Source organism: Nitrospina sp. 32_T5 (assembly GCF_052156635.1).
Taxonomy (GTDB): Bacteria; Nitrospinota; Nitrospinia; order Nitrospinales; family Nitrospinaceae; genus Nitrospina.
This window is the reverse complement of the sequence record NZ_JBQKUO010000004.1, coordinates 281,379-303,539: the sequence shown is the minus strand read 5'-3', so window position 1 is coordinate 303,539 and position 22,161 is coordinate 281,379. Positions and strand designations below refer to the sequence as shown.

The window sequence follows — 22,161 nt, the reverse complement described above, 5'->3', positions numbered from 1 at the left end:
GGGTCACCCCGTCTGGTAAGCCGCTCCAGTGGGCCGTGGTGGACGTCGCCGTTTAGCCGGGACGTATGAAGACAGTTTTTCATAAACGAAAACCGGATTGTTGTCTTCGAGTATGGAAATGGCGCCTTCAAACATGATTTCCAGGTTGATCAACTCCACCAGGGTCCGATCCTTCAATTTTCCCGCGATGGGAAGAAAAAACAAAGTCGATAACAGCATCCCGTAAAACGTGGTCAGCAAGGCCACGGCCATGGCGGGACCGATGGTGTCCGGGTTGCTCAGCTGACGGAGCATCTGCACCAGACCAATCAGTGTCCCCATCATGCCGAAGGAGGGGGCATAGGACGCCATTTTGCGGAAAATGTCCTGGATGATGAAATGGCGCTGTTTCATCGATTCGATTTCGATGTTCAGGGTGTCGCGGATCATTTCTTCCTTCGATCCGTCGGCGATCAGGTTGCAGGCTTTTCGCAGAAGGTCGTTTTCGTATTCGATGCGGCTGAGTGCGATCAATCCCTGGCGGCGGCTGATGCTGCACAGTTCGATCATGGTCTCGACCATGTCGTTGGGATCGGACTTTTTTTCGGAGAAAACGAAAATGGCCGCACGGAAAGCGGCGATGACGTCTTTCAATTGGAAGGTGATCAGGGTGGCGGCGATGGTTCCGCCGACCACGATCATGATTCCGGGCAGGTTGAAAAAATGACTCAAATCCCCGCCCAGGAAGATGGCCCCGATGATCAACCCCAGTCCTAAAAGGACCCCTACAAGGGATGCGGCATCCACAGGTCAAATCCTTGGGAAAGTGCTCGTGACAGAATTTCGGATTCCAATAAAATTACCATGAAAATCGAATTTCTGCAATGTTTTCATTAGGTTATGGGATTTCCGCCGGTTTGCGCCGAACTTTTCGGGCCTGACTTCGGCCCCGTTTTTAATTATCGGCACAAACGGCCTGAACTGGAGGGTTGGGTGGCGATAAATTCAAATATTATCTGATTTTACAGGCACTTCCGGGGTTGTGGGTAGGGTCAGCCCAGGGCCAGCAGGGTGATGGGAATGATGGCAAGCGAAAGAAGGGTGGAAACGAGGATGGAAGAGGCCACGAGATCCGGATTGGCGTTGTACTTGCCGGAGAGCAGGATGTTGATCACGGCGCAGGGCATGATGCTCTCCAGAAGGACTATTTTGTGAGCGAGGTCATCCAGCGGAAGAATGGCGGTACATAAAAGGCCTGCCAGCAGTCCGAAGGTAAAACGGAAACCGACCACCATCCAGGTCAGTTTGAGCTGAGTCACCTTCACCTGCGCCAGGTGCATTCCCAGAATAAGAAGCACCATGGGGATGTTGGCCCCGGCCAGAATACGCACGGGTTCCCGGACGAAATGGGGAAGGGGAACCTGAAACGCATTGACGGCAAGCCCCAACGCCACGAGATAGACCACCGGTTCCTTCAAAAACTGCAATGCGCCTCCCTCGGCGGAGACGAGAAACAATCCGACCGTGAACACGGCGATGAACGAGGCGAGAAAAAACATGAGCCCCAGAGGAATCGCCGCGTCCCCGTAGGCCGCCTGCATGATCGGGAAGGGAAGGTTGACCGAGTTCATGAACATGATGGGCAGGTACACCCCCCGTCCGATTTCTTTTCGCCTGCGCAAAAGGATCCACGCAAGAAGCCCGGGCAACAGCAGGATGACCCAGGCGGAGAGAAAGACATTGCCCAGCAGGCCTCCTTCCAGGTTCATGCCGCTGATATGGTGAAAGGCGAAGCAGGGAAGCAGGATCCCCATTGTCAGCCGCACCAGCGGTTTGGGGTCCATGGAAACCCGGCGGCAAAAGAGGAATCCCAGTCCGATAATGAGAAAAGATGGGGAGACCAGTTGCAGGACGTGAAGGAGGTCGTCGATCATGAACGGCCCGTCATGTATACAGGTGGCAGTAAACGACGTGGCCGGGACCAAGCTCGACTTTTTTCGGGTCCTCGTGTTTGCAGTGGTCCATCACTTCCGGACAGCGGGTGTGGAATCGGCACCCGGAAGGAGGGTTGAGGGGCGAGGGCACATCCCCGCCAAGGGATACCTTCCCACCCCGGTCACGGGGATTGAGCGACGGCTTGGCGGCGAGGAGCGCTTTGGTGTAAGGATGCGCGGGTTCGCGGTTGAGCACATCGGTCGGGGCGACCTCCACCACCTTCCCCAGGTACATGACGGCCGTACGCTGGGACAAATGCTTGACCACATTGAGATCGTGCGAAATGAACAGCATCGTCAGGTTTTTTTCCTGCTGGAGCTTGCGCAGCAAGTTGATGATCTGCGCCTGAATGGATACGTCGAGTGCGGAAACGGGCTCGTCACAGACAATGTATTCGGGATCGAGCGCCAGGGCACGGGCGATACCGATGCGTTGCCGCTGGCCTCCGGAAAACTCGTGCGGATAGCGGCGCATGTAGCGCGGTGACAGGCCGACCTGTTCCATCACTTCACCGATTTTCTTTCTCAGGTCCTGTCTGGTGGCTTTGCCGTGCACCAGCATGGCTTCGCCAATAATGCGTTCCACGTTGAATCGGGGATTGAGCGAGCTGAACGGGTCCTGAAAAATGATCTGCATTTTCGGCCGCAGGCGTTCCATCTCCCGGTTGGGAAGTTGGGTGATATCGCGACCATGGAAAACAATCTGGCCCGCGGTGGGTTCGAGGAGGCGCAGGGTCATTCTGCCAACCGTGGTTTTGCCGCAACCCGACTCTCCGACGAGCCCCAGGATTTCCTGTTCTCCGATGTCGAGGGACACATCGTCCACCGCCTTCACCTGGTTCACCACATGGGAAAACACACCACCGTAAACGGGAAAATACTTTTTCAGGTTTTTCAACTCGAGCAGGGATTTCATGATTCCTGTGCCACGGCGTTGGTTTTGTAAAGAAAGCAGGCGGCGGTCTGGTTGGGACCCGTGCGGTACATGGGTGGAATATCCCGGCTGCACTCATCCATGACATCGGGGCAACGCGGATGAAACGCGCATCCTGAAGGCATGTTGACAGGATTGGGCACGGTGCCGGAAATGGGCTCCAGCAGCTTGTCCGGTTCCTCCCTGGGGAGCGAGCGCAGCAGGCCACGGGTGTAGGGATGCCTGGGATTTTCAAACAACTCCACCACGGGCGCTTCTTCCACGATCTTACCCGCATACATGACCGCCACCCGGTCGGCGAACTTCGCTACGATTCCGAGATTGTGGGTGATGAGCAGGATGGACATTTGCGTTTCGTCACGCAGATTTGCGAGGACGTCGAGGATCTGTGCCTCGATGGTGACGTCGAGCGCTGTGGTTGGCTCGTCGGCGATCAACAGGGCGGGGCGGCATGAAATGGCCATGGCGATCATGACCCGTTGCTTCATGCCCCCGGACAGTTCATGCGGATACTGGTCGACCCGTTGTTCGGCCGAAGGGATGCGCACGCGATCGAGGAGTTCGATAGCGAGTTTGCGTGCTTCGGCCTCGGTTTTGTTCTGGTGGAGGACGATCGCCTCGATGATCTGGTCGCCTACGGTGAAGATGGGATTGAGGGAGGTCATCGGTTCCTGAAAAATCATGCCGATGTCGTTTCCGCGGATGTCCCTCATTTCTTCTTCGGACAGTTTGAGTATTTCCCGGTTGTCGAACAGGATTCGACCGCTCTCGTAACGGCCGGGAGGGGTGGGCACGAGGCGCATGGCGCTTAGGGCGGTGACGGATTTGCCGCAACCGGATTCGCCGACCAGCGCCACCGTCTCACCGCGCGCGATCTCCAGGTTGACCGACCGCACGGATTCGACCTTGCCTTCTTCGATGTAGAAAGAGGTGACCAGGTTCTCGATCTTGAGCAGGGGTGCCATGAATGAGTCCCGACGTGAGTGTGTCCCGGTGTTTGCAGGACAAAAAAAGAAAACCTCCCGGCGGGAAGCTTTCCTGCCAGAAAACCGTTACCGGTTATTGAGCATCATCGAAGATATCCTCGTAGCGGTAGTCGTCGTCTTCCTCGTCGATGTCGTAACGGGCCATGCGGGTGTCCACTTTTTGTGCCCAGGCGTCGATACCGCCTTCGATCCCCTGCACGTTGGCGAAACCGCGTTGACCGAGGAATTTCTGGAAGCTTTCGGTGCGGTCGCCTTTCCAGTCTACTACTACGACTTCTGATTCGGGCGCGAGGTCGGCCAGCACCGACTCGCAGTTTTCGCGGGTGATGAAGGTGGCTTCCTCAATGCAGGCGATGTCACGTTCCCACTGTTCGCGGATGTCGAGCAGGACGATGGGCTCGCCGTTTTTCATTTTTTCCTTGAGTTGTTCCGGGGTGATGAAGCGGGCCTGACCGCTTCCGGCTTCCCGGTTCAAAAGGGACAGCACCTCGCCTACGGTTTTGCCGTGCTGTTCGCACACCGTGAAGATGGTTTCTTCCGGTTTGTAACCGGTGACCGGCATGCCGATGTGGAAATGTTTGAAGAGCAGGGTGTGGACCTCCGGCAGGACCCGGTTGACCTCGGTCATGGGCGTGTCCGGGTTGAAAACGACGGTTCCTTCCTCTTTTTCGATCTCGGTGATCTGGAGAATGTGGTAGCCGTAAGGCGAATGGATGGGTCCCAGGATTTTACCCTGGTCCTGTTCACCAATTTCGCCCATGAGGGCCATGGCGTTGTCTTCCGGCATCCAGCCCAGGTCGCCACCGTTTTCCTTCGAGGGGCAGGTACTGTACTGCGACACCACTTCGGTGAAGGGCTTGCCTTCATCCAGCATTTTTTTGGCCGCCACCGCGTCTTCCACGGCATGGGTGAATATCTGGCTGGCTCGGACTCGGATCATGAAACGCTCCTTTAAACCTTGCCTTCAGGTCGGTTATCGGGGTATTGGGAGAGTCGGTGACTCCTGAAAATGATATACCGAATGAAACGGTCGAATCAAGCCGGGTGAGGGTTTTTGGGGACGTCAAACAAAGGGGAAGGGTGAATAGGAAGCCAGGATTCGAAAAAAGCATGGATTCCCGGCAATTCCGGAACAAATTGATAGCGAATCACCCTTTTTCTCACCTTTTGCCAAAAATGGCTAATGGAAATTTTCGAATCTCCCGATCTATTAAGGATATAACCAGGGAGATTCGCATCATGACGAAATCCGTGGCCCAGGCCACCTACGAGGAGTATCGGCCCAGCGGGGTCGATCAGGGTTGTTTCGAGCACATTCACCACGGCCGCGTGCTGGAAATAGGGTTTGGCTCCGGGTCCCTGCTTCAGAGCCTGCAAGAAGCAGGCAACGAAGTGCATGGGGTGGATGCCGGGCGGGATATCGTGGACCGCGCCCGGTCCCGGGGATTCAATGTCTCCCTGATTGATGTGAGCGAGCAGGATCTACCGTACGAGACGGATTTTTTTGATGCGGTTTACAGTTATGAGACCTTCGAGCATTTGACCAACCCGCATCGAATGGTCTCCGAGGTCAGGCGGGTTTTGAAGCCGGGCGGAGCTTTTTATTTTTCGGTCCCGACCCAGGAGGGCACCATGGGCTATGGAGCCTGCCGCCATGCCTTTGTGTATCCGGGCCTGCTTGAAAAAAAGAACCTGGAACGCTTCCTGATGCAGATGTATTTCCGTGTGGACAAACAGTATGAAATGAACACAGGACTCATTGTCCACCGGTTTTACGGGTTGACCAACGGCAAGCGGGAAGACCTGCCGGACATCATGGATGTGATTGTCGGCGATTACCGGGTCTCGGAATTGTACAAACACGTGTTGACGCCTGAAAGCCTTCAGGAGGAAGTGCAGATTGAAATCGATGGATACATGAAGGGAATTGTCTGGTGTCTGGATCGGCCGGACGGACTGGAGTATGCCATTGGAATCGGCGATCACCTTTGCGAGTCCTACAAAGGATTTCCTTCTTTGTACATGCAGTTGTTTGAATGCTTTTTTGAAAGAGGCAAACCCGAGGCAGGAATTTCATTTCTTGAAAAAATGCTTGCGGACTGCCAGCTTCCCCAAAGTTCGCGCGAACGCACGCGCGGGTTGATCGCTTCCCTGGGCTCGGCCCCGGCTCTGGCGTGAATTGAATTCAATCGAGAAAACGGGTGCGTTCTTCCGGAGACGGAATGCGGCAGGTTGCCTTTTTCCCGAACAGACGGTAACGGTTCCTGGCGATCCATTCGTAGATCCCGTCGCGAACAGGTAGGGGCACCCACCGTAATGCCCACAATAGGGACCAGATTCCCCCCAGGCGGCGGAAGATGCGCAAAGCCGCTGTGGATTTGCTGGAGACGCGATCCCCCTCCACCAGAACCACGCTGTCCAATGAGTACTTCCCGGTTGTGCCCAGCACCCGGCCCGCGGCTTCCCCCTGTAATGGAGAGAAGCGGAATACCTGCACCTTGTCTGCACGGATGAGAAAATCCACAAACCCGTTGCACAGTCCGCACATCCCGTCGAAAAAGATGATGGGTGGTTGTTCATTCCCTTTGGCAGGTCTGGTTGGCATGGCCGTCCGGTCCTTTCAGAGTCTCATTATAAGACTTTTGGTTTGACGGGGGAATGAGGCTTGCGCCGTCGCGGGGGGCCAAAAATCGATTTATGGGGCATGAGTTGCGTGGTATGATTCGGCAAGTGGCCGCTTGATTAATAGCGAGCAGGATGGCCCGGCCTCATGTCGCCATCGTTTTAATTCAAAATACACGCCCCCGTAGCTCAGCAGGATAGAGCAACGGATTCCTAATCCGTAGGTCGCTGGTTCGAATCCAGTCGGGGGTACCAAAATGCAGTATGAAATGGCTTGCGGGTTTTCCGGCAGGCCATTTTAATTTTATCGATGAAATGCGCTTTGAAGGGTGTCTTTCCGATCGTTTGGCCAGAAAATAAATTCCGGGGATTCGATACCAGGAGAAGTGATTAAGCAGAAAGAAGGCAATCGAGGGATAATCGCTATTCGTCTTCAGAATCGAAATTCAATTTCAGTAGCTGTTCCAGGATGGTCACGATTTCTTTCTGCAGGAACGGTTTGGAAAGGAAGCCATTGTGCACGTTTTCTTTCAGAATGTCTTCTTTTTCGTGGGAAAGTACGGAGGCGGAAAGCAGGATGATTTTAATGGAATCGTCACCGTAAAGAGCCCGGATTTCCTTTGCCGCGTCAAACCCGTTCATGACAGGCATCTGGTAATCCATGAAAACGATATCCGGCTTCCATGCCGTTACCGATTCGACGGCCTCTTTTCCATCCACCGCGGACTTGACCTCCAGACCCATTTCAGCCAATAGCTGGGTGAGGATATCGACGTTGTCTGGCATATCATCGACGATGAGGGCCCGCACGCTTTTTTCAGGCGGTAGTCTGTACCGGTGGGATTCAAAGATGCCGTTGACTTTAGGTTTGGATTCCGCCGGAAAAAGCGGAATATTGAAATAGAAACAGCTTCCCTTGCCTTCTTCCGAGATCAGCTTCATCTCGCCGCCCATCAGTTCGACAAACTTTTTCGATATGGCCAGCCCCAGTCCGGTGCCCCCCTTGGCCTGCCCAAGCTCGGTTTGGCGAAACGGCTCGAAGATCAGGCTCTGCTTATCCTGTGGAATGCCCTTGCCCGTGTCCTTGACGTCAAATTGAAACCGGGCTTCTCCAAGGTGCTTGACCTTCAATGTGATCCCCCCATCTTCGGTGAACTTGGTGGCATTGCCGATGAGGTTGATCAATACCTGGCGAAGTTTTTGATCGTCTCCAAAAACCCAGCAGGGTTCCTCCATGGAGAGTCCTTCAATTGAAAAATCAATTTCCTTTCCCCTGCAGACCTGTTCGAACATGACGGTGAGGTCGAAAAGGATTTCAACAAGATCGAAATCCTGAACATCGACGCTCATCCTGCCAGCTTCAATTTTGGCCAGATCGAGAACGTTGTCGATCAACCGCATCAAATGCTGCCCGGCGCGGTAAATGCCCTCGACCCCGTTGCGCTGCCTCGGGGTGAGACTGGCTTCATCCAGTTTCATGATCTGGGCGTAGCCGAAGATGGCGTTCAGCGGGGTACGGATTTCATGATTCATGGCGGATAAAAATTCCGACTTGGCTTTATTGGCCCGGTCAGCCGCGTTTTTCAAATGCGCTGTTTCTTCAAGCTGAAGCTTCAGGTTTTTGGCCTGTTCCTGAATGAGCCTTTTTTGTTTGTAAAGATCGAGAAAAATCCGAACCTTGCTGTTCAGGATCAGGGGGTTGAGCGGCTTGTACAGGTAATCCACCGCCCCTTTCTGGTAGCCCTTGAAAACATAAGGTTCTTCCTTGCTGGAAGCAGTGATGAAGATAATGGGAATATAACGGGTTTTTTCTATTCCACGAATGAGGGACGCGGTCTCGTAGCCATCCATATTGGGCATCTGGACATCCAGCAGGATGAGTGCGAAGTCATATTCCAGGACTTTTTCCAGAGCCTGCTTCCCGGAATCCGCACGGACGACCCTGCAGCTTTCCTCTTCCAGAAGGCTTTCCAGAGCGATCAAATTGGCCTCAACGTCGTCTACAATGAGCACGTAGGGGCGGTCATCGGCTTGCTTATTTTTCATAATCGATTCGGTTTTGGAGGTTGAAATTTTTGCGACTTTTGTTGGTTTGTTCATGTCCCCCCCCCCAAAAAAACAGTAACAAGCTACTTTCAAGCCGCCTTCCTTTTTCTGTAAATTTTGTTTTTGTCGTCAAATACTTCAAACATTGTTTGATTCTCATCACCCAGCAAGCGCTCATTGGCCCCGGCGCAGAAAAATCCCTTGTGACACAGGGATTCCCAGAATACCCGGATGGCTCTCTGTTTTAAACTGTTGTTAAAATAAATCAGAACATTCCGGCAAAAAATCAGGTTCATTTCCCCGATTGAGCTGTCTGTTACCAGGTTGTGATCAAAAAACGAAATGTGCTTTCTAAGCTCCGCGTTCATGATGACGTTTCCATAATTCACGGTGCAGTATTTCGTCAGGGTTTCCAGGCCGCCTGCTTCCAGGTAGTTGTGCGAGTCTTCTTTGATGAGCTCAACGGGATAAATTCCCTCCTTCGCTTTTTTCAGAGCTTCCATGTTGACGTCCGTAGCATAAATCTGCGCCTTTTCAAAAAGGCCTTCTTCCATCAGCATGATGGCCATGGAATACACTTCCTGCCCGGTTCCACATCCCGCATGCCAGACTTTCAGGGAGGGGTAGGACTTGAGAAGGGGGATAACCTGCTCCCTCAAAGCCTTGAAGAAAGCCGGATCGCGGAACAATTCCGTGACGTTGATATAAAAATCCGAAACGACTTTATGGAACAAATCTTTGTTGTTCAGAACATGGTGCTGAATTTGTGAAATGGAGTCGATTCCCTCCGCCTTCATGCGCCGTTTCAACTGGCGGCGGATGGAACTGTAATTGTAATTGCGAAAATCATAACCGTATTTCTGATACATCACTTCGAGAAGCGCCCACAACTCCAGGTTTTCATTGTGCTCCTCTTCGGAAACAGCCGCAGGTTCGTCAGTGTTGGCTTTCATGGAGCACCCATATTCTGATCTGGTTCAGCAAGACGTTGATGTCAACGGGCTTGGTCAAGTAATCGTTGGCCCCCGCTTTCAGGCACTTCTCCTTGTCGCCCTTCATCGCTTTGGCAGTCAATGCGATGATGGGAAGATTTTTGAACTCCGGGATTTTGCGAATCTCCTGCATGCATTCGTAACCATCCATCTCGGGCATCATGATGTCCATGAGGACGAGATCGATGTCCTTGTGTTCTCCCAATTGTTCCAAAGCTTCCCTGCCGTGCTTTGCGATGATCACATTCATTTCGTATTCCTCCAGCACGTGCGCCAGGGCGAATACGTTTCGCAGGTCATCGTCCACCAGGAGGATATTCTTGCCGGCGTAGGCCTTGGCATTCATTGCGGGAGAGTCCTTTTTGTCCTCCCCCTTTCCCTCTGTCTGGACCACTTTGTGGAGGAACAGCGTGGCTTCGTCGATGAGCCGGTCCAGGGAATGAGCTCCCTTGATGATGATGCTTTCAGAATACCGTTTGAGTTTCACCTCTTCATTGGGAATCAGGTCCCGCCCGGTGTAAACAATTACGGGAATATTTTTTAATTCCTTTTTCTTTTTTATCTGTTCCAGGAAATCAAAGCCTGAAATGCCCTCCAGGTGAAGGTCGAGGACAATGCAATCCACTTCGTTTTCATCCAGTACCTTGAGCCCGTCCTCTGCCGTGATCGCCCGGAAGACGTTGGTTTTGCTGTTGCCGAACATTTTCTGGATTTCGTCCTGGACGATGGTTTCGTCTTCGATCACCAGAAGGTTTTTGATGCTTTTGGAGATCACCTTTTCAATACGGGAAAACACGTCATCCATTTTTTCTTTGGTGACGGGTTTTCTGAGGAAACCGATGGCACCCAGTTCCATTGCTTCCTTGTTCTTGTCGTACGCGGAAATGAAATGGACGGGAATCGGTTTGGTGTCCGGATGGTTTTTCAATTTCTCAAGCACCATCAGGCCGTCGATGCCGGGCAGGCCGATGTCCAGAATGATGGCCGAAGGCTGGAATTGCTGGGCCAGCACAATACCGTTCTCCCCGTCAACGGCAATGAGGCATTTGAACCCTTTTTCACGGGCCATGTCTTTCAGCACGTCGGCGAATTTCAAATCGTCCTCAATGATGAGAAGAGTACGGTCTGAGGCATGGATCCCCTGCCTGTCGTCATCGATGCCTTTTGATGTCGCGTCCCCCTCGAAATTGGGTGATTTTTTCATTGCGGGTCGATGGCCCCCGTTTCCGCGTTCGCTGTTGGTCTGCAGGATTCCTGCCGGCGACTCCACTTTTTCGGGAATGAACACGGTGAAGGTGGAGCCCTCTCCCAGCCTGCTCTCGAGTTGGATTTCCCCTCCCATGAGGCGCACGAATTCGCGCGTGATGGACAACCCCAGCCCGGTACCGCCGTACTTGCGGCTGGTGGTGCCGTCTTCCTGCTGGAAAGCTTCAAAAATCTGCACCCGCTTGGATTCATGAATGCCTTTGCCCGTATCGATGACGCTGAAACCAATTGTGGAGTCCACACTCAGGTCTTTGTTGGCCAGAACGGTGCCTGGGGAGGGGCGGCTAATGCGAACGGTGATGCCTCCTTTTTCCGTGAATTTGAAGGCATTGGAAAGCAAATTGCGAAGCACCTGTTCCAGATGCTTGGCGTCGCAAACCATGCTGTCCGGAAGGGCAGGGTCCAGTTCGACCGCGAAATCCAGTTTTTTATCGTCGGCCAGCGGCTGAAAGTTGCGTTTCACGGTATCGACAAACCGCTCGAGGCTGACTTCCTCCAGGATCATTTCCATGTTGCCGGATTCGATCTTTGACAGGTCGAGGATGTCGTTGATCAGGTTCAGCAGGTCGTTTCCGGAACTGTGGATGGTCCTGGCAAATTCCTCCTGCTTGGTGGTGAGGTTGCCGTCCTTGTTGTCGGAGAGCAGCCGGGACAAAATGAGCATGCTGTTGAGGGGCGTTCGCAGTTCGTGCGACATGTTGGCGAGGAACTCGGACTTGTACTTGCTCGCGATTTCCAGCTCCCTGACCTTCTGGTTGACCAGCTCGTTCTTGGCCTCGATCTCCTGCTTCTGGATTTCCAGAATGGAGGCCTGCTCCTCCAGCTGGCGGTTGGTTTCCTGGAGCTCCTCCTGCTGTTGCACCAGTTTGTACTCGGATTCCTTGAGCGCGTTTGTCTGGACTTCCAGCTCCTGGTTGGCTTCCTGCAATTCCGTCTGCTGCTGTGCCAGCTCCTCGGCCTGGGCACGCGACTCTTCCAAAGCGTCTTTGATCCGCTCCTGGGCGATTTCGAGGGAAATTTTGGAGGCAATGGCGTCGGCGGCCTGGTTCACGAATTCTAGATGGTTGCCGGTGATTTCCTGCAGTGAGCACAACTCGAGGACGCCCACCACGTCCCTTTCGGAAATCAGGGGCACAAAAAGGAGCGTTTTGGGAGGCGCTTCGCCCAGGCTGGATTTGATCCTGAAATACTCGTCCGGAACCTCCCGGACAAGGAGGCTTTTCCTGTCCACGGCGGCCTGGCCGACGTACCCTTCGCCAAACTGGAAATTCTCGGTCAGTTTATGAGGGTTGGCGTAGGCATACCCGGCGGAAAAATAGAGAGTGTTTTCCTGCGCCAGGTACAGGGCCCCCATCTGGATTTCCAGCCGCTGAACCATGAAACCGATGATTTGCTGGGAAGCGCTTTTGAGAGTGTCCGACTTCTGCATGATTTCGAACAGGTCGGAGATGCCCGATTTCACCCATCCCTGATGGGTGGCCAGCGCCTCCGCTTTCTTCAACTGAACGAGTGTGGTTTCGTTTTTCTGGATGGTATCCACAAACGTGCCCAGCGTGTTTTTGTACTCCAAAACCAGCCCGACGAAAGGAATAACGTACGCCACGATTTTCAGGTAGTGGGCGACGTTGAAGGCGTTGTCAAACAGGGCCTCGGAGCCGAACGCCATGTACGCCTGGGTGAGGACATTGGCGACCATGCTGACCATCACCGAGTGCACGAATACCGTTTTCTCCCGCTTGTAGAAGCGGGGAAACAGAAAGATTCCGGCGAACAGGAAGAGAGCCAGCGGCACCACATCCCAGGGGCGGGTGAACAGGGCGTCCGGAAACATGGTCTGCGGGAGTTCGGTGCTGGAGGCGCAATACTGGATGACCGCATACGCTACCAGTGCAAAAATGAACCCAATGCCAGCCAGAAACTTCAACTGATCCGTGCTTTTGTCGTGGCCGGACCGCATCAACAACACCACCGCGGCAATCAGGATGATGGCATTGAAGACACGCGAGATGGCCCAGGTGAACGGCGCCAGGTTGGTGGCCATGGCTCTGCCTTCAATCAAACGGTCGGACGCCAGGGTGTGGAACGCATCCACCATGCCTGCGCACAAAAAAGCCATGGCAATGACGGGCAGGGTCATGTCCCGGTTGAAATAGAAGTTGAACAGGGCCAGGATAAAAACCACGATGGCGGCGGCAAAGGCGCTCCATTCCAGAATCGTATGAACAAACGCCCCGGACTGGGAATGAATGGCTCTTTCCTTGAGTTCCCCAGGGGACAGCTGGCTGATCACCGCCGGGTCCAGGTGGGCGGATTTGGAACCGAAGTCGTAACCTATCAGGTTCAGGAACAGAGGCAGGAAACACACTGCCAGAATGCCCCAGGTGATGCCCGCAGGCATGCGTGTGGGCCGGGCCTTGTCTGTATCTTTGCTTTCTTCCGAATCAGGCAATCGGGTTGTCGTTTCCATAAATCAGATCATCCATTCGATGAAGTGTTTTGTATGGGTATTCCTGCTCCGGCCTGAAAACGGGTCGGAAAGCAAATTCGGTAAATAGAAGGAGCACAAACCAAATCCGGCGGTGAGTCCTGTAAAAGGACCGAACCAGATTTGGGGCGAAAATGAATAGTTTGTGAAAAAAAGAAGGGTTGGTGTTGGTGGGAAGGGTTTGAAAGGGTGTGATTTGAAGCCCAAGTGGGATGAAGTTTCCTGTATCGGGCCCTTGTGCGGCAAAGCTCCTGCTTTGGCTTCAGGTTGTTTAAGGGAAACAGACCTGAATTCAGTCCAAGTGGGAAAATTCCAGAAAGCCCCTGCAAGAGCATTTTTGTCCGCAAGAAAATTTTCATAGCATGTGCATCGTTAATTTGCCTGGCAGGTGAACTGCCGATAAACACTCAAGAACCGATGACGGAGGATTCTTGCCCCTTGTTTTTATTTCCCCGGAATCTTTCAGTAATGACTTGCTTTACCAGCTCCTGCTTCGATTAAGTAAAAAGATGCTGTTTTGAGCGCATGCCACACCCGTGTATTCAATTTTTTAATATTTTCCGCCTCTCCACCCCCTTTCTGACAGTAGAGATTGGAACGCATAAACGCATATTCGAATTGCGCTTGTTCCAAGTTAAGACCTAATGAGGATAAAGCCAATCAATTTTAAGGAGTTCATGTAAAAGGCAGACCTAATTGGGGAATATTTACAAGACCGAAATTTTTCTGTAAATTTATGGTCGGAGTTTCAACTCTTTAGTTTATTGTCTTTTATTAATATATTTAGACCAAAAATGTTGACCCAATACGGAATGTTAACAAAACAAAATAAGCATTAGAAATCCTTCTAAAGGTTGAAAAATATTTTGCGAATATTTAACGAGTACCCAGTTACAGGGTTGTGACCCGGGGCGGCAGTACTTATAAGCCCATGCATTTCAATGATTAATTTAGATAAAAACCTTGGAACAAACAGGAATGGAATTGTCAACCTTGATAGAAGGGAATGCACTGCAAGGTTGGACAAGAAGCGGGTTCGGTAAGAGGGCAATTCTCAGCTATTATCCTCATGGCGAACTTTCTTGAGAATGTCCAGGATCTTTTTCGACTCGAACAGCCGGCTCAGCTTGTAAAGCCGGTCGGCCAGCTCGGCTTCCTTGTCTCCAAGCACTTTCAATTCGTTGAGATTTTTTTCAAATTCAAGAAACAGGCCCATGCGGGCATTTTTAGCGAGGGCATCCCAGAGAGACTGGGGAATGTGGATGGACTCGTAATCCAGCTTCTGCTCGGAACCTCCATTGGTCCCTTTCTGGGAAGAGGAGGGGGCTACAGAAGCATCGGCCGTTTGCCGGAATTTGTCTTTCAGCAGTTTCCGGGTGATGGTCAGAAGATCTTCGTATACCACCGGTTTTCTCAGCACGGCATCGGCGCCTTCCTTTAAGAACTCCTTGGTCTGGTGAGTGAGGGTGGACGCCGTGGTCATGACGATTTTGAACCGTTCCTTGCCGTACTTCTCATGAATTCGTTTCATCACTTCGGAGCCGGACATGCCCGGCATCTGCTGGTCGAGGAAAATGATGTCCGGTTGCCAGTTTTCAATCAGTTTCAATCCCTTTTCCCCGTCCTCCGCCATTTGCACCTCGGCGCCAATGGTGGATATCAGTTCCTTAAGGATATCCAGGTTGGCCGCGTTGTCGTCTACAAGAAGGGCCTGGATATTGGCATCCTGCGCGGCCGCCTCGATGTTTTGAAGCATCAGGTCTGCGTCGACCTTTCTTTCCACTTTCAGGAGGATCAGTGAAAAATAAAAACGGGTTCCTTTTCCGGGCTTGGTATCGAATTTCAATTGACCGTCCATGATGTCCACCAGCCTTTGGGCGATGGTGAGCCCCATGCCGGTGCCGCCTTTCTGCTGACCGATGTTTCCCTGCCGGAACGGTACGAAGATAACCTTGTGTTCTTCATTGGGGATGCCGGGGCCGGTGTCGATGACTTCAAATAAGAACTCATCGTTTTTCTTTGGCGTGACACGGAACAGCACTCCGCCCTGGTCGGTGAACTTGGCGGCATTGCTCAACAGTTTCACCAGCACCCGGCGGATTTTGCCTTCATCGCCCCACACCCAGCGCTCCTCATCCAGCGGAAACGATTCCATTTTGAACTGGAGGTCTTTTTGCTGGCAGTCGATGCGCGTGATTTCCGCCAGCTGGTGGATCAGGGCTGTCAGGTTGAATTCAATCCGGTCGAGGTTTTCCTTGCGGGCCTCGATTTTGGAAACGTCCAGGATGTCATTGATGAGTGAAAGAAGGTGATCCCCGGACCGGTACACCATGTTGATTTTTTCTTTTTGCTCATCGGTGAGGTTGGCGCCCCTTCTCAGTATCTGGCTGTACCCGAGAATGGCATTGAGCGGAGTGCGGATTTCGTGACTCATGTTCACCAGGAACAGGCTTTTGGCGTTGTCCATTTCTTGGGCTTCTTTGGCGGCTTTCTCCGCCTGGAAGGCCTTTCGCGTGCGTTCGATGACCTGCTCTTCCAGCTCATCCTGGTGCTTCTTGATGACGCTGGTCATGCGATTGAAGGACCGGGCGAGGAGTCCTACTTCGTCTTTGGAGTCTGCAGCCAGTTCCATATCCCAGTTGCCGTGGCTGATGGCCTCCGCCTGCCGGGTCAGCCGTTCCATCGGTCTGAGTGTATGGCGGATAAACCATCCCGTAATCAGGGCCAGGAAGGTAGCCAGAATCAGAAAACCCACCATCAAATGGGTCTTGAGTTCCGAGACCGGCGCCAGCACTTCCTGGCGGTCCACCATAACGACCAGGTTCCAGCCGATGCCCTTGAAGTTCTGCCAGCCATCGGAAGTGGTGTAAGCCGTCAGGGACGGACCGTAATCCGTCGGGCCATAATGAAATCCGCGTCCTTCATTCAGCGCGGCCTGGACTTCAGCCCAATGGGAAAAGTCCTTGCCAAAATGTCTTGCCAGGCTGGCGGGTCTCGGAGCCAGGGGATTGGAACCGAAAACCAGGATTTGCCCTTTTCCATTGAGCAGGAAGAACTTCAGGGTTCTCAATTCTGATTTTATCCGCACGTCAATCAGGATTTCTTCAAACAACTCGATATTGAGTCCTGCCCGGACCAGTCCTTCGAACTGTCCTTTATCGTCGATGACTTTTTTAGAAACCGTCAGGATGTACCCGTTGGAGCTTTTGTCGTAGTGAATATCCTCGAAGGAAAGACTGTCCTGACTTTGGATAGCCTTTTGATACCAGGTTTCATCCCCCTGGTAGAAATCGGTGGTGCGCGGGTAGGTCCCCATGATGACTCCGTACCGGTTGACGGCAAAAATCTCGCTGAACACGAAAAACTTGAATTTATTGTTCAGGAACCGGATCTTGTTTTCGAATTCGCGGGAAAGGGGATTGAGCAGGATGTTGCGGATTTCCGGGGTGCCCAGTCCCTTTTTCCAGCTTTCATCAACCCTTTGGATGAAGGCTTCCCGGTCCGGCATGGAGGCGTATTCCTGGTTCGACCGTTCGAACAGGCGGTCGAGAAACATGTCGAGTGGTTGCAGCTCCACTTCCTCGACCCGCAAAAAGAGACTGCGGTCAAGGGTGTCCATGGCTTCTTCAACCAGGTCGTGAAGCTCGGTGCCGATGCGGTTCTGCAGGACAACTTCAAACCGCTGGAGGAGGGAATAAACAGACAGGCCGATGGCAAAGCTGATACCGATGGCAAACAGGTATATCTTGTTTTTCAATTTCATAACTCAACGTGCTTGAAAACGTAAAACAATCTAAAACGATTCCCCACAGCCGTATCGCTTCGCTATTATATGAGTAAGTTAAATGGTGCGCCGACTTCGGGTCAATCTAAAAAAGCTGTAAATGAAAACGACTTTAAATATAGAATTTGGTATAACCGATACTAAAAAATTGATTGAATCAGGAGGGGGTGAAATTTTTTTCAAATTGGTTGGATTTAATTTCAGGAATTCGGAATGCCTTGGGAATATGCTACCTAATAAAGTTATTTTATTAGGAGGAATTTCCTACATTATGTACACAAACTTTTCAACCAGGGGTTGGATCGAGGAGCAACCTTGAGCCGTCACGATGCGATCGTCGGCTAGAACCGGCACTTCTTCGCAGGGGATGCCCTGGTTTTCGAGTTCCGATCGGGCGGCGGAATCCCCGGGGCAGGCCGCCCGGCCCGGTAACAGGCCGGCTTTTCCCACGACCACAATGGAGGTACCGATGGCAGCAATGATGCTGCCGGCGCGGTGATGGTCGACCAGGATCTGCGGCACAATGGGGTCGTTCCACAGGGATTTGGCCGCCCCCTTGCCTCCGGTCAGCACGATGGCGTGGTATTTTCCGGAAACCCCTTCCTGCTTGTTCCAGTCGATGATCGTGCCGTCGGGGGTGAACCGCTCCTTCTTCATGCCGGTTGCCTCCCGTCCCGATTTGGACAGGACCACGACCCGCGCTCCTGTGGGTTTCAGGGCTTCGAGCAAACCCAGAAGTTCGTCTCCATCGAACTGGTTATTGGGCATGATGATAAGGATGTTTTTTCCATCAATTGACATAGGCTATCCAAAACAATTGAATTTATATAAATTTTGTATAAAATGAGGCGTTGCCGATTGGAAAATGGTGATTTAAAATGCCTCTTTCTTTTCGTGATGCCGAAATTATTTGAGTCCGTTATTTCCGAGGTCAGAATGATTCAAAAGAACCTGATACTGGTAGTGGACGATGATCCCGACAGCTGCCAGATTTTAAATGAATTCTTTCATTCCCTGGATTACAGGGTGGAAACGGCTGAAGATGGACAGGCCGGCTTGAAGAAATTTTTCGATAGCAAGCCCTGCCTCGTGGTTCTCGATGTACGCATGCCCATCATGGATGGTTACCAGATGTTGAAACGAATCCGGGAAATCGATTCCGACACTCCGGTGATCATCGTATCCGCCCAATCCTACCTGGACGGTGTTGAAGAATGCATGAAGCAGGGGGCAACCGATGTTCTTCACAAACCCATTGAGCTGGTTCAACTTGAAGAAAAGGTGACCCGTTACCTCAAGAAGTAGCCCTGCCCCTTGTAGATGTCACTCCCTAAAAGAGGTTGTCTCAGGTATATGAAAGAGGAACCAGGTAAACCTGTTCTGTATCTTCCTGTTTGATAAAGGATTTTGTGGTGGGGCATTGAAACGGGTTGGCCAGCACATTTTTGACATCCGTCGGAAGGTCCTTCCCCTCCCAGAATTCTTCCACACTTTGCGTATTGTCCGGGCCGTTTTCAAGCAACACGTGGTGGCGGGTGGGGTGCACGTCCCCGCAGGCATCGCACACGCTGTGAACTTCATACTTTTTCATTATCCACTCCCTACCAGAGAAAAAAGATTTCCTGAAAAGACAGGCATTCGAATTGTTTCCTTTATTTGCCCTCTTTGTCAAGAGGACCCAATCTTCTATTTCGGGGGATTGAACGGGATCTCCCGGGTGAATACGGGAGGGTGACGCGAATCGAAATGAGCCTCGGCCACCAGCACGCCGCGCCGGTCGTCGCCCTTGATCACCAGTTGGCGTCCGGCTTTGTTCAGGTGGGGTTGTCCCGGAACGATCAATGTGTCCTTAGGGATGAGGGGGATGCGGAGGGATTTGGCGGCCTCGACTTCATCTCCGTGACCATTCTCCGAAGGCGGCCAGTTGGCCTTGCCAACCGTGGAAAACATCCATTTCACAAATTCGGTCGGGCGCTGGTCGGGGAACATCGCGGAAAACGAGGAGCGGGAGACCTGCCGCGGAGAGGACAGGTATCGCACCACCTTCACCGCCTGCTCCAGTCTTGGATAGGCAGGGGGATTCGTCCAGTCAATGAACAAAAGGGGAACGACCAGCAAAAACCCCAGCGCACCCCAGATGGCAAACGCCTTCGCTCCCTCACCTGCAGATCTCATCTTCCCCTCCAACCCGGTTCATTCGACAAAATTCAGTTTCGCAGAATCTGTAAAAGAATCAATATGGATTTATAAGGAAGAAGAGAGGGGCCGCCAATCAATCCATGTCCTGCTTGAGAACCTGGAGCAGTTCTTTCTGTGCCAGAGGATTGGTGGACAACTGGTCCAGGAACCGCAACTCGAAAATCACCTGCCTGTCCTTGATCCAGATCTTGGGGAAGGGCGTTTCGATTTCGTTGAACACGTATTCCCGCTTGCCTACCTTCATGATGGCCCGGGGGGAAGGGGGTTCGAAACCGAATGCGCTGGTAAAAGGAATTTCCTGTTCCTTCAGGAAGGCTTCCAGCTTGCCCTCGCTGTCGGCCACCATCAGCTTGTGGTCCCTCGCCCATTCACGAAACGATTTGAACATGTCCCGGGGAAAGGCGGTAATGGGAATGGTGTCGAGGTGTTCCCAGCGCTCTCCCTTGTTCACTTCAATGACCAGGTCGAAGTGCTGCAGGGTCTCGTGCACGTCGGGCAGGGTCACCTCGATGTCTGACTCGCACGCGCTTTCCGCAACCTGGGTAACGGGAACCGAGTTGGTATTCTGCTTGTGAAAAAGCTGACTGCGGACCTGGGTGCAGTTCGACGTTTTGTATTCGTTGGGAACACTCAGGGTGGCACCACCGAATTGATGATACTCGCTTTGCTGAGGCAAAGCAGAGAGGACAGGGGCAGGAAGAACCAGGATTGCAAACAGCCAGGGAAGAAGGCTTGTTGTACGGGAATGGGGTGGACCGGAACCGGGTGAAATAGGAAAACGAGCGGGCATGATCCTTACCTGGAAAGCGGTTGTTTCTGGCAATCATATCGAAATCAGGTTTCTGCGCATAGCGCAAAAATGGGGCAGAATCGGCTTTTCAAAGCGAAAACTTTGAAATTATTTTCCTAATGCATTTTGTAATAAGCGTCCTTTTAAGACGGAAAGGAATGAAGAAAAACTCCTTTCAAAGTGTCTGCGGAATAATTCGAACAAACTTATAAAAATATTACAGAAGCGAACCGAAGTTCCAGCGAGGTGAAGGCCGTTCCAACGTCTCAAAGAAGGTGACCCTGTCAGGTTGCTTCTGTTAAAATCGAAACCTTTATATTGGCTTTCAAGCCGACACCACAATTCGTTTTCATGTTGTTCTTCGACCTGCTCTCTTTCTCTGAGTTCTTTTCGAAATGAAACTTTTTTCTGTTTCCTTCAAGGCGCTGGTGTTGTTCCTGTTTTCCGTGACAACGGTGCTTGGCGGACAGGCCAATCCGGAAGTGATCGTCTCTCCTTCCACCGGAATCGAGCTGGTGCGCATACCGGGCAGCTGTTACATGATGGGCGATGACCGGGGTAACGATTACGAACGCCCGGCTCACGAGGTGTGTGTCGGTGACTTCTACATCGGGCGCTACGAGGTGACGCAGGAGCAGTACGAAAAGTTGATGGGCAGGAATCCATCGAAGTACAAAGGACCCCGCCGCCCGGTGGAGCGCATCTCGTGGAACGATGCTGAGGAGTTCATCCAAAAGCTCAACGAAACGGAAAGCACGGATGTGTACCGCCTGCCCACGGAAGCGGAATGGGAACGGGCCGCACGGGGCGGCACCACCACGCGTTATTACTGGGGAGACGAAATCGACAACGACTTCGTCTGGTATTACGGTTCGGCCGAGTTCCAGACGCATCCCGTTGGAACGCGCAAGCCGAACCCCTTCGGATTGTATGACATGCTGGGGAACGTGTGGGAGTGGGTGAACGACTGGTACGATCCGGAGTATTATTCCAAAAGTCCGCGTGACAATCCCAAAGGACCCGAAACCGGACGTTTCAAAACCCGCCGCGGCGGAGCCGTGACCAACCTCGTCACCTATGTGCGCTCAGCCACCCGCTACCGGGGTCCCCCCGGTCATCGGCATTACATACTGGGCTTTCGTGTTGCCCGCTCCGTGGAGGGAGAGGGCGGTCGTTAAAATCCAGTTTGAGGTTTCGATTTCACATCAAATGGTGTACGGTTTGGGGCATACCGTCATCGATAATCAATGGAGAGAAAGGGTTATGCCTTCCGAACACCAACGCCGATTTTCACTGGACAAGGTCGAGATCGATCCCGTCATCAAAAACCGCATCATGTCCGCCGATGGAGACGACCATGTCGGCGACTGGGATGGCGAACACATCGAGGACCTGGTCAAGGAACTGGACCGCATCGAGGAGAGGGTGGATCCCAGCTATTCCACTCTGCCGCACCGTGAAAACATCCCAAAGGACTTGCAGGACAAGGTGGAAAAGGATTATCCCGTCTGGGCCTGTGACCGTCACGGAAAGTGCCTGGTCGGGGAAAACTCCGACACCATTGAAACCGTCGAATCCATCCGTGCCCACTACGAAAAAGAATATGGTGGCGTGGACAAATTCCTCGAGAAGCTTCGTATCGAGCGGGAAAAATTCGAAGCGGAACTGCGCGCAAAAAATAAAGATATATAACCTTACCCCAAACGGGCTATAAAGTTGTCGTTGAAATTTAACGGCTTTTTGGCCCGGTCCCGGCTGGCTTCATCAATCCCCCCTGGTTGGCCAGTTTCCGATAACGGATAAGTCTTGACAGCCTTTGAATACCTGATATAAGGGAATTGGATTTAAAGATTTTCAGGGGGGGTTGTTATGCCGATCGGAAAAGTTAAGTGGTTCAGCAACAAAAAAGGTTATGGCTTCATCCAGTCAGAAGAAGGAAAAGACATTTTTGTTCACTACTCAGCGATTCAAGAGGAAGGTTATCGGTCACTCACTCAGGGGCAGGATGTGCAGTTTGAAATCAGCGACGGTCCCAAAGGCCCACAGGCTTCGAATGTGTTGAAGAAGGAAATCTAGTCCACCGG

General features: G+C 52.4%; 19 protein-coding genes and 1 tRNA gene. 6 read left to right on the top strand and 14 right to left on the bottom strand.

All coding sequences use genetic code 11. From position 1 onward, the window contains the following. Positions 1 to 3 precede the first annotated feature (3 nt). The 5 genes from ACTRW9_RS12690 to ACTRW9_RS12670 all read right to left on the bottom strand — a co-directional run bounded on the left by ACTRW9_RS12690 (position 4) and on the right by ACTRW9_RS12670 (position 4,833). Positions 4 to 786: a motility protein A gene (locus tag ACTRW9_RS12690; protein ID WP_442429632.1), complete on the bottom strand. Its 783-nt coding sequence runs from the start codon at positions 784 to 786 to the stop codon at positions 4 to 6. Positions 787 to 1,031: 245 nt separating this feature from the next. Beyond that, on the bottom strand, positions 1,032 to 1,913 hold the full coding sequence (locus ACTRW9_RS12685) for an AEC family transporter (RefSeq protein ID WP_442429631.1): 882 nt from the start codon (positions 1,911 to 1,913) through the stop codon (positions 1,032 to 1,034). Positions 1,914 to 1,923: 10 nt separating this feature from the next. Then, complete coding sequence (locus ACTRW9_RS12680) at positions 1,924 to 2,889, bottom strand: ABC transporter ATP-binding protein (protein WP_442429630.1); 966 nt, start codon at positions 2,887 to 2,889, stop codon at positions 1,924 to 1,926. Beyond that, positions 2,886 to 3,872, bottom strand: a complete 987-nt coding sequence (locus ACTRW9_RS12675; RefSeq protein ID WP_442429629.1) for an ABC transporter ATP-binding protein — start codon at positions 3,870 to 3,872, stop codon at positions 2,886 to 2,888. The genes ACTRW9_RS12680 and ACTRW9_RS12675 overlap by 4 nt, the downstream gene beginning before the upstream one ends. Before the next feature lie 94 nt (positions 3,873 to 3,966). Next, positions 3,967 to 4,833 carry a rhodanese-like domain-containing protein gene (locus ACTRW9_RS12670; RefSeq protein ID WP_442429628.1) on the bottom strand — a complete coding sequence of 289 codons (867 nt, stop codon included), beginning with the start codon at positions 4,831 to 4,833 and terminating at the stop codon, positions 3,967 to 3,969. 299 nt (positions 4,834 to 5,132) lie between these two features. Between ACTRW9_RS12670 and ACTRW9_RS12665 the strand changes: the two genes are divergently transcribed. Further along, the gene (locus tag ACTRW9_RS12665) at positions 5,133 to 6,071 is read left to right on the top strand and encodes a class I SAM-dependent methyltransferase (RefSeq protein ID WP_442429627.1); all 939 of its coding nucleotides are present in this window, start codon (positions 5,133 to 5,135) and stop codon (positions 6,069 to 6,071) included. Positions 6,072 to 6,078: 7 nt separating this feature from the next. On the opposite strand, the gene ACTRW9_RS12660 is transcribed toward ACTRW9_RS12665, so the two are convergent. Next, entirely contained in the window at positions 6,079 to 6,498 is a 420-nt protein-coding gene (locus tag ACTRW9_RS12660) for a thiol-disulfide oxidoreductase DCC family protein (protein WP_442429626.1), read from the bottom strand. A 195-nt stretch (positions 6,499 to 6,693) separates the two neighbouring features. Here ACTRW9_RS12660 and ACTRW9_RS12655 point away from each other — a divergent pair. Then, positions 6,694 to 6,770: transfer RNA gene (locus ACTRW9_RS12655), tRNA-Arg, on the top strand. 168 nt (positions 6,771 to 6,938) lie between these two features. Here the strand turns inward: ACTRW9_RS12655 and ACTRW9_RS12650 are convergent. The 5 genes from ACTRW9_RS12650 to ACTRW9_RS12630 form a co-directional block, all read right to left on the bottom strand. Then, on the bottom strand, positions 6,939 to 8,561 hold the full coding sequence (locus tag ACTRW9_RS12650; protein ID WP_442429625.1) for a response regulator: 1,623 nt from the start codon (positions 8,559 to 8,561) through the stop codon (positions 6,939 to 6,941). An 89-nt stretch (positions 8,562 to 8,650) separates the two neighbouring features. Next, positions 8,651 to 9,514, bottom strand: a complete 864-nt coding sequence (locus ACTRW9_RS12645; protein ID WP_442429624.1) for a CheR family methyltransferase — start codon at positions 9,512 to 9,514, stop codon at positions 8,651 to 8,653. Beyond that, positions 9,498 to 13,286, bottom strand: coding sequence for a response regulator (locus ACTRW9_RS12640; RefSeq protein WP_442429623.1), 3,789 nt, complete (start codon positions 13,284 to 13,286; stop codon positions 9,498 to 9,500). The genes ACTRW9_RS12645 and ACTRW9_RS12640 overlap by 17 nt, the downstream gene beginning before the upstream one ends. 1,072 nt (positions 13,287 to 14,358) lie before the next feature. Then, on the bottom strand, positions 14,359 to 17,067 hold the full coding sequence (locus ACTRW9_RS12635) for an ATP-binding protein (protein ID WP_442429622.1): 2,709 nt from the start codon (positions 17,065 to 17,067) through the stop codon (positions 14,359 to 14,361). 285 nt (positions 17,068 to 17,352) lie between these two features. Next, positions 17,353 to 17,889, bottom strand: coding sequence for a DJ-1/PfpI family protein (locus ACTRW9_RS12630; RefSeq protein ID WP_442429621.1), 537 nt, complete (start codon positions 17,887 to 17,889; stop codon positions 17,353 to 17,355). 135 nt (positions 17,890 to 18,024) lie between these two features. Here ACTRW9_RS12630 and ACTRW9_RS12625 point away from each other — a divergent pair, with 135 nt between their 5' ends. Continuing rightward, complete coding sequence (locus tag ACTRW9_RS12625) at positions 18,025 to 18,393, top strand: response regulator (RefSeq protein ID WP_442429620.1); 369 nt, start codon at positions 18,025 to 18,027, stop codon at positions 18,391 to 18,393. A gap of 40 nt (positions 18,394 to 18,433) precedes the next feature. On the opposite strand, the gene ACTRW9_RS12620 is transcribed toward ACTRW9_RS12625, so the two are convergent. The 3 genes from ACTRW9_RS12620 to ACTRW9_RS12610 all read right to left on the bottom strand — a co-directional run bounded on the left by ACTRW9_RS12620 (position 18,434) and on the right by ACTRW9_RS12610 (position 19,963). Beyond that, a complete protein-coding gene (locus ACTRW9_RS12620; protein WP_442425232.1) occupies positions 18,434 to 18,679 on the bottom strand; it encodes a hypothetical protein in 246 nt (81 codons plus the stop codon). A 95-nt stretch (positions 18,680 to 18,774) separates the two neighbouring features. Continuing rightward, complete coding sequence (locus ACTRW9_RS12615; RefSeq protein ID WP_442429619.1) at positions 18,775 to 19,263, bottom strand: hypothetical protein; 489 nt, start codon at positions 19,261 to 19,263, stop codon at positions 18,775 to 18,777. 97 nt (positions 19,264 to 19,360) lie between these two features. After that, a complete protein-coding gene (locus tag ACTRW9_RS12610) occupies positions 19,361 to 19,963 on the bottom strand; it encodes a hypothetical protein (RefSeq protein WP_442429618.1) in 603 nt (200 codons plus the stop codon). Between the two features lie 509 nt (positions 19,964 to 20,472). Here ACTRW9_RS12610 and ACTRW9_RS12605 point away from each other — a divergent pair. From ACTRW9_RS12605 to ACTRW9_RS12595, 3 genes are all read left to right on the top strand, one after another. Then, positions 20,473 to 21,255 (top strand): formylglycine-generating enzyme family protein, encoded by a 783-nt coding sequence (locus tag ACTRW9_RS12605; protein WP_442429617.1) that lies wholly within the window; start codon positions 20,473 to 20,475, stop codon positions 21,253 to 21,255. 85 nt (positions 21,256 to 21,340) lie between these two features. Then, positions 21,341 to 21,769 (top strand): hypothetical protein, encoded by a 429-nt coding sequence (locus tag ACTRW9_RS12600; protein WP_442429616.1) that lies wholly within the window; start codon positions 21,341 to 21,343, stop codon positions 21,767 to 21,769. Positions 21,770 to 21,946: 177 nt separating this feature from the next. Continuing rightward, positions 21,947 to 22,153 (top strand): cold-shock protein, encoded by a 207-nt coding sequence (locus ACTRW9_RS12595; protein ID WP_442425237.1) that lies wholly within the window; start codon positions 21,947 to 21,949, stop codon positions 22,151 to 22,153. Positions 22,154 to 22,161: the final 8 nt, after the last annotated feature.

Excerpts from the sequence above, each read along its gene's own strand:
- ACTRW9_RS12685 (WP_442429631.1), bottom strand. The coding sequence starts at position 1,913 with ATGATCGACGACCTCCTTCACGTCCTGCAACTGGTCTCCCCATCTTTT.
- ACTRW9_RS12680 (WP_442429630.1), bottom strand. The coding sequence starts at position 2,889 with ATGAAATCCCTGCTCGAGTTGAAAAACCTGAAAAAGTATTTTCCCGTT.
- ACTRW9_RS12675 (WP_442429629.1), bottom strand. The coding sequence starts at position 3,872 with ATGGCACCCCTGCTCAAGATCGAGAACCTGGTCACCTCTTTCTACATC.
- ACTRW9_RS12670 (WP_442429628.1), bottom strand. The coding sequence starts at position 4,833 with ATGATCCGAGTCCGAGCCAGCCAGATATTCACCCATGCCGTGGAAGAC.
- ACTRW9_RS12665 (WP_442429627.1), top strand. The coding sequence starts at position 5,133 with ATGACGAAATCCGTGGCCCAGGCCACCTACGAGGAGTATCGGCCCAGC.
- ACTRW9_RS12660 (WP_442429626.1), bottom strand. The coding sequence starts at position 6,498 with ATGCCAACCAGACCTGCCAAAGGGAATGAACAACCACCCATCATCTTT.
- ACTRW9_RS12650 (WP_442429625.1), bottom strand. The coding sequence starts at position 8,561 with ATGAAAAATAAGCAAGCCGATGACCGCCCCTACGTGCTCATTGTAGAC.
- ACTRW9_RS12645 (WP_442429624.1), bottom strand. The coding sequence starts at position 9,514 with ATGAAAGCCAACACTGACGAACCTGCGGCTGTTTCCGAAGAGGAGCAC.
- ACTRW9_RS12640 (WP_442429623.1), bottom strand. The coding sequence starts at position 13,286 with ATGGAAACGACAACCCGATTGCCTGATTCGGAAGAAAGCAAAGATACA.
- ACTRW9_RS12635 (WP_442429622.1), bottom strand. The coding sequence starts at position 17,067 with ATGAAATTGAAAAACAAGATATACCTGTTTGCCATCGGTATCAGCTTT.
- ACTRW9_RS12630 (WP_442429621.1), bottom strand. The coding sequence starts at position 17,889 with ATGTCAATTGATGGAAAAAACATCCTTATCATCATGCCCAATAACCAG.
- ACTRW9_RS12625 (WP_442429620.1), top strand. The coding sequence starts at position 18,025 with ATGATTCAAAAGAACCTGATACTGGTAGTGGACGATGATCCCGACAGC.
- ACTRW9_RS12620 (WP_442425232.1), bottom strand. The coding sequence starts at position 18,679 with ATGAAAAAGTATGAAGTTCACAGCGTGTGCGATGCCTGCGGGGACGTG.
- ACTRW9_RS12615 (WP_442429619.1), bottom strand. The coding sequence starts at position 19,263 with ATGAGATCTGCAGGTGAGGGAGCGAAGGCGTTTGCCATCTGGGGTGCG.
- ACTRW9_RS12605 (WP_442429617.1), top strand. The coding sequence starts at position 20,473 with ATGAAACTTTTTTCTGTTTCCTTCAAGGCGCTGGTGTTGTTCCTGTTT.
- ACTRW9_RS12600 (WP_442429616.1), top strand. The coding sequence starts at position 21,341 with ATGCCTTCCGAACACCAACGCCGATTTTCACTGGACAAGGTCGAGATC.
- ACTRW9_RS12595 (WP_442425237.1), top strand. The coding sequence starts at position 21,947 with ATGCCGATCGGAAAAGTTAAGTGGTTCAGCAACAAAAAAGGTTATGGC.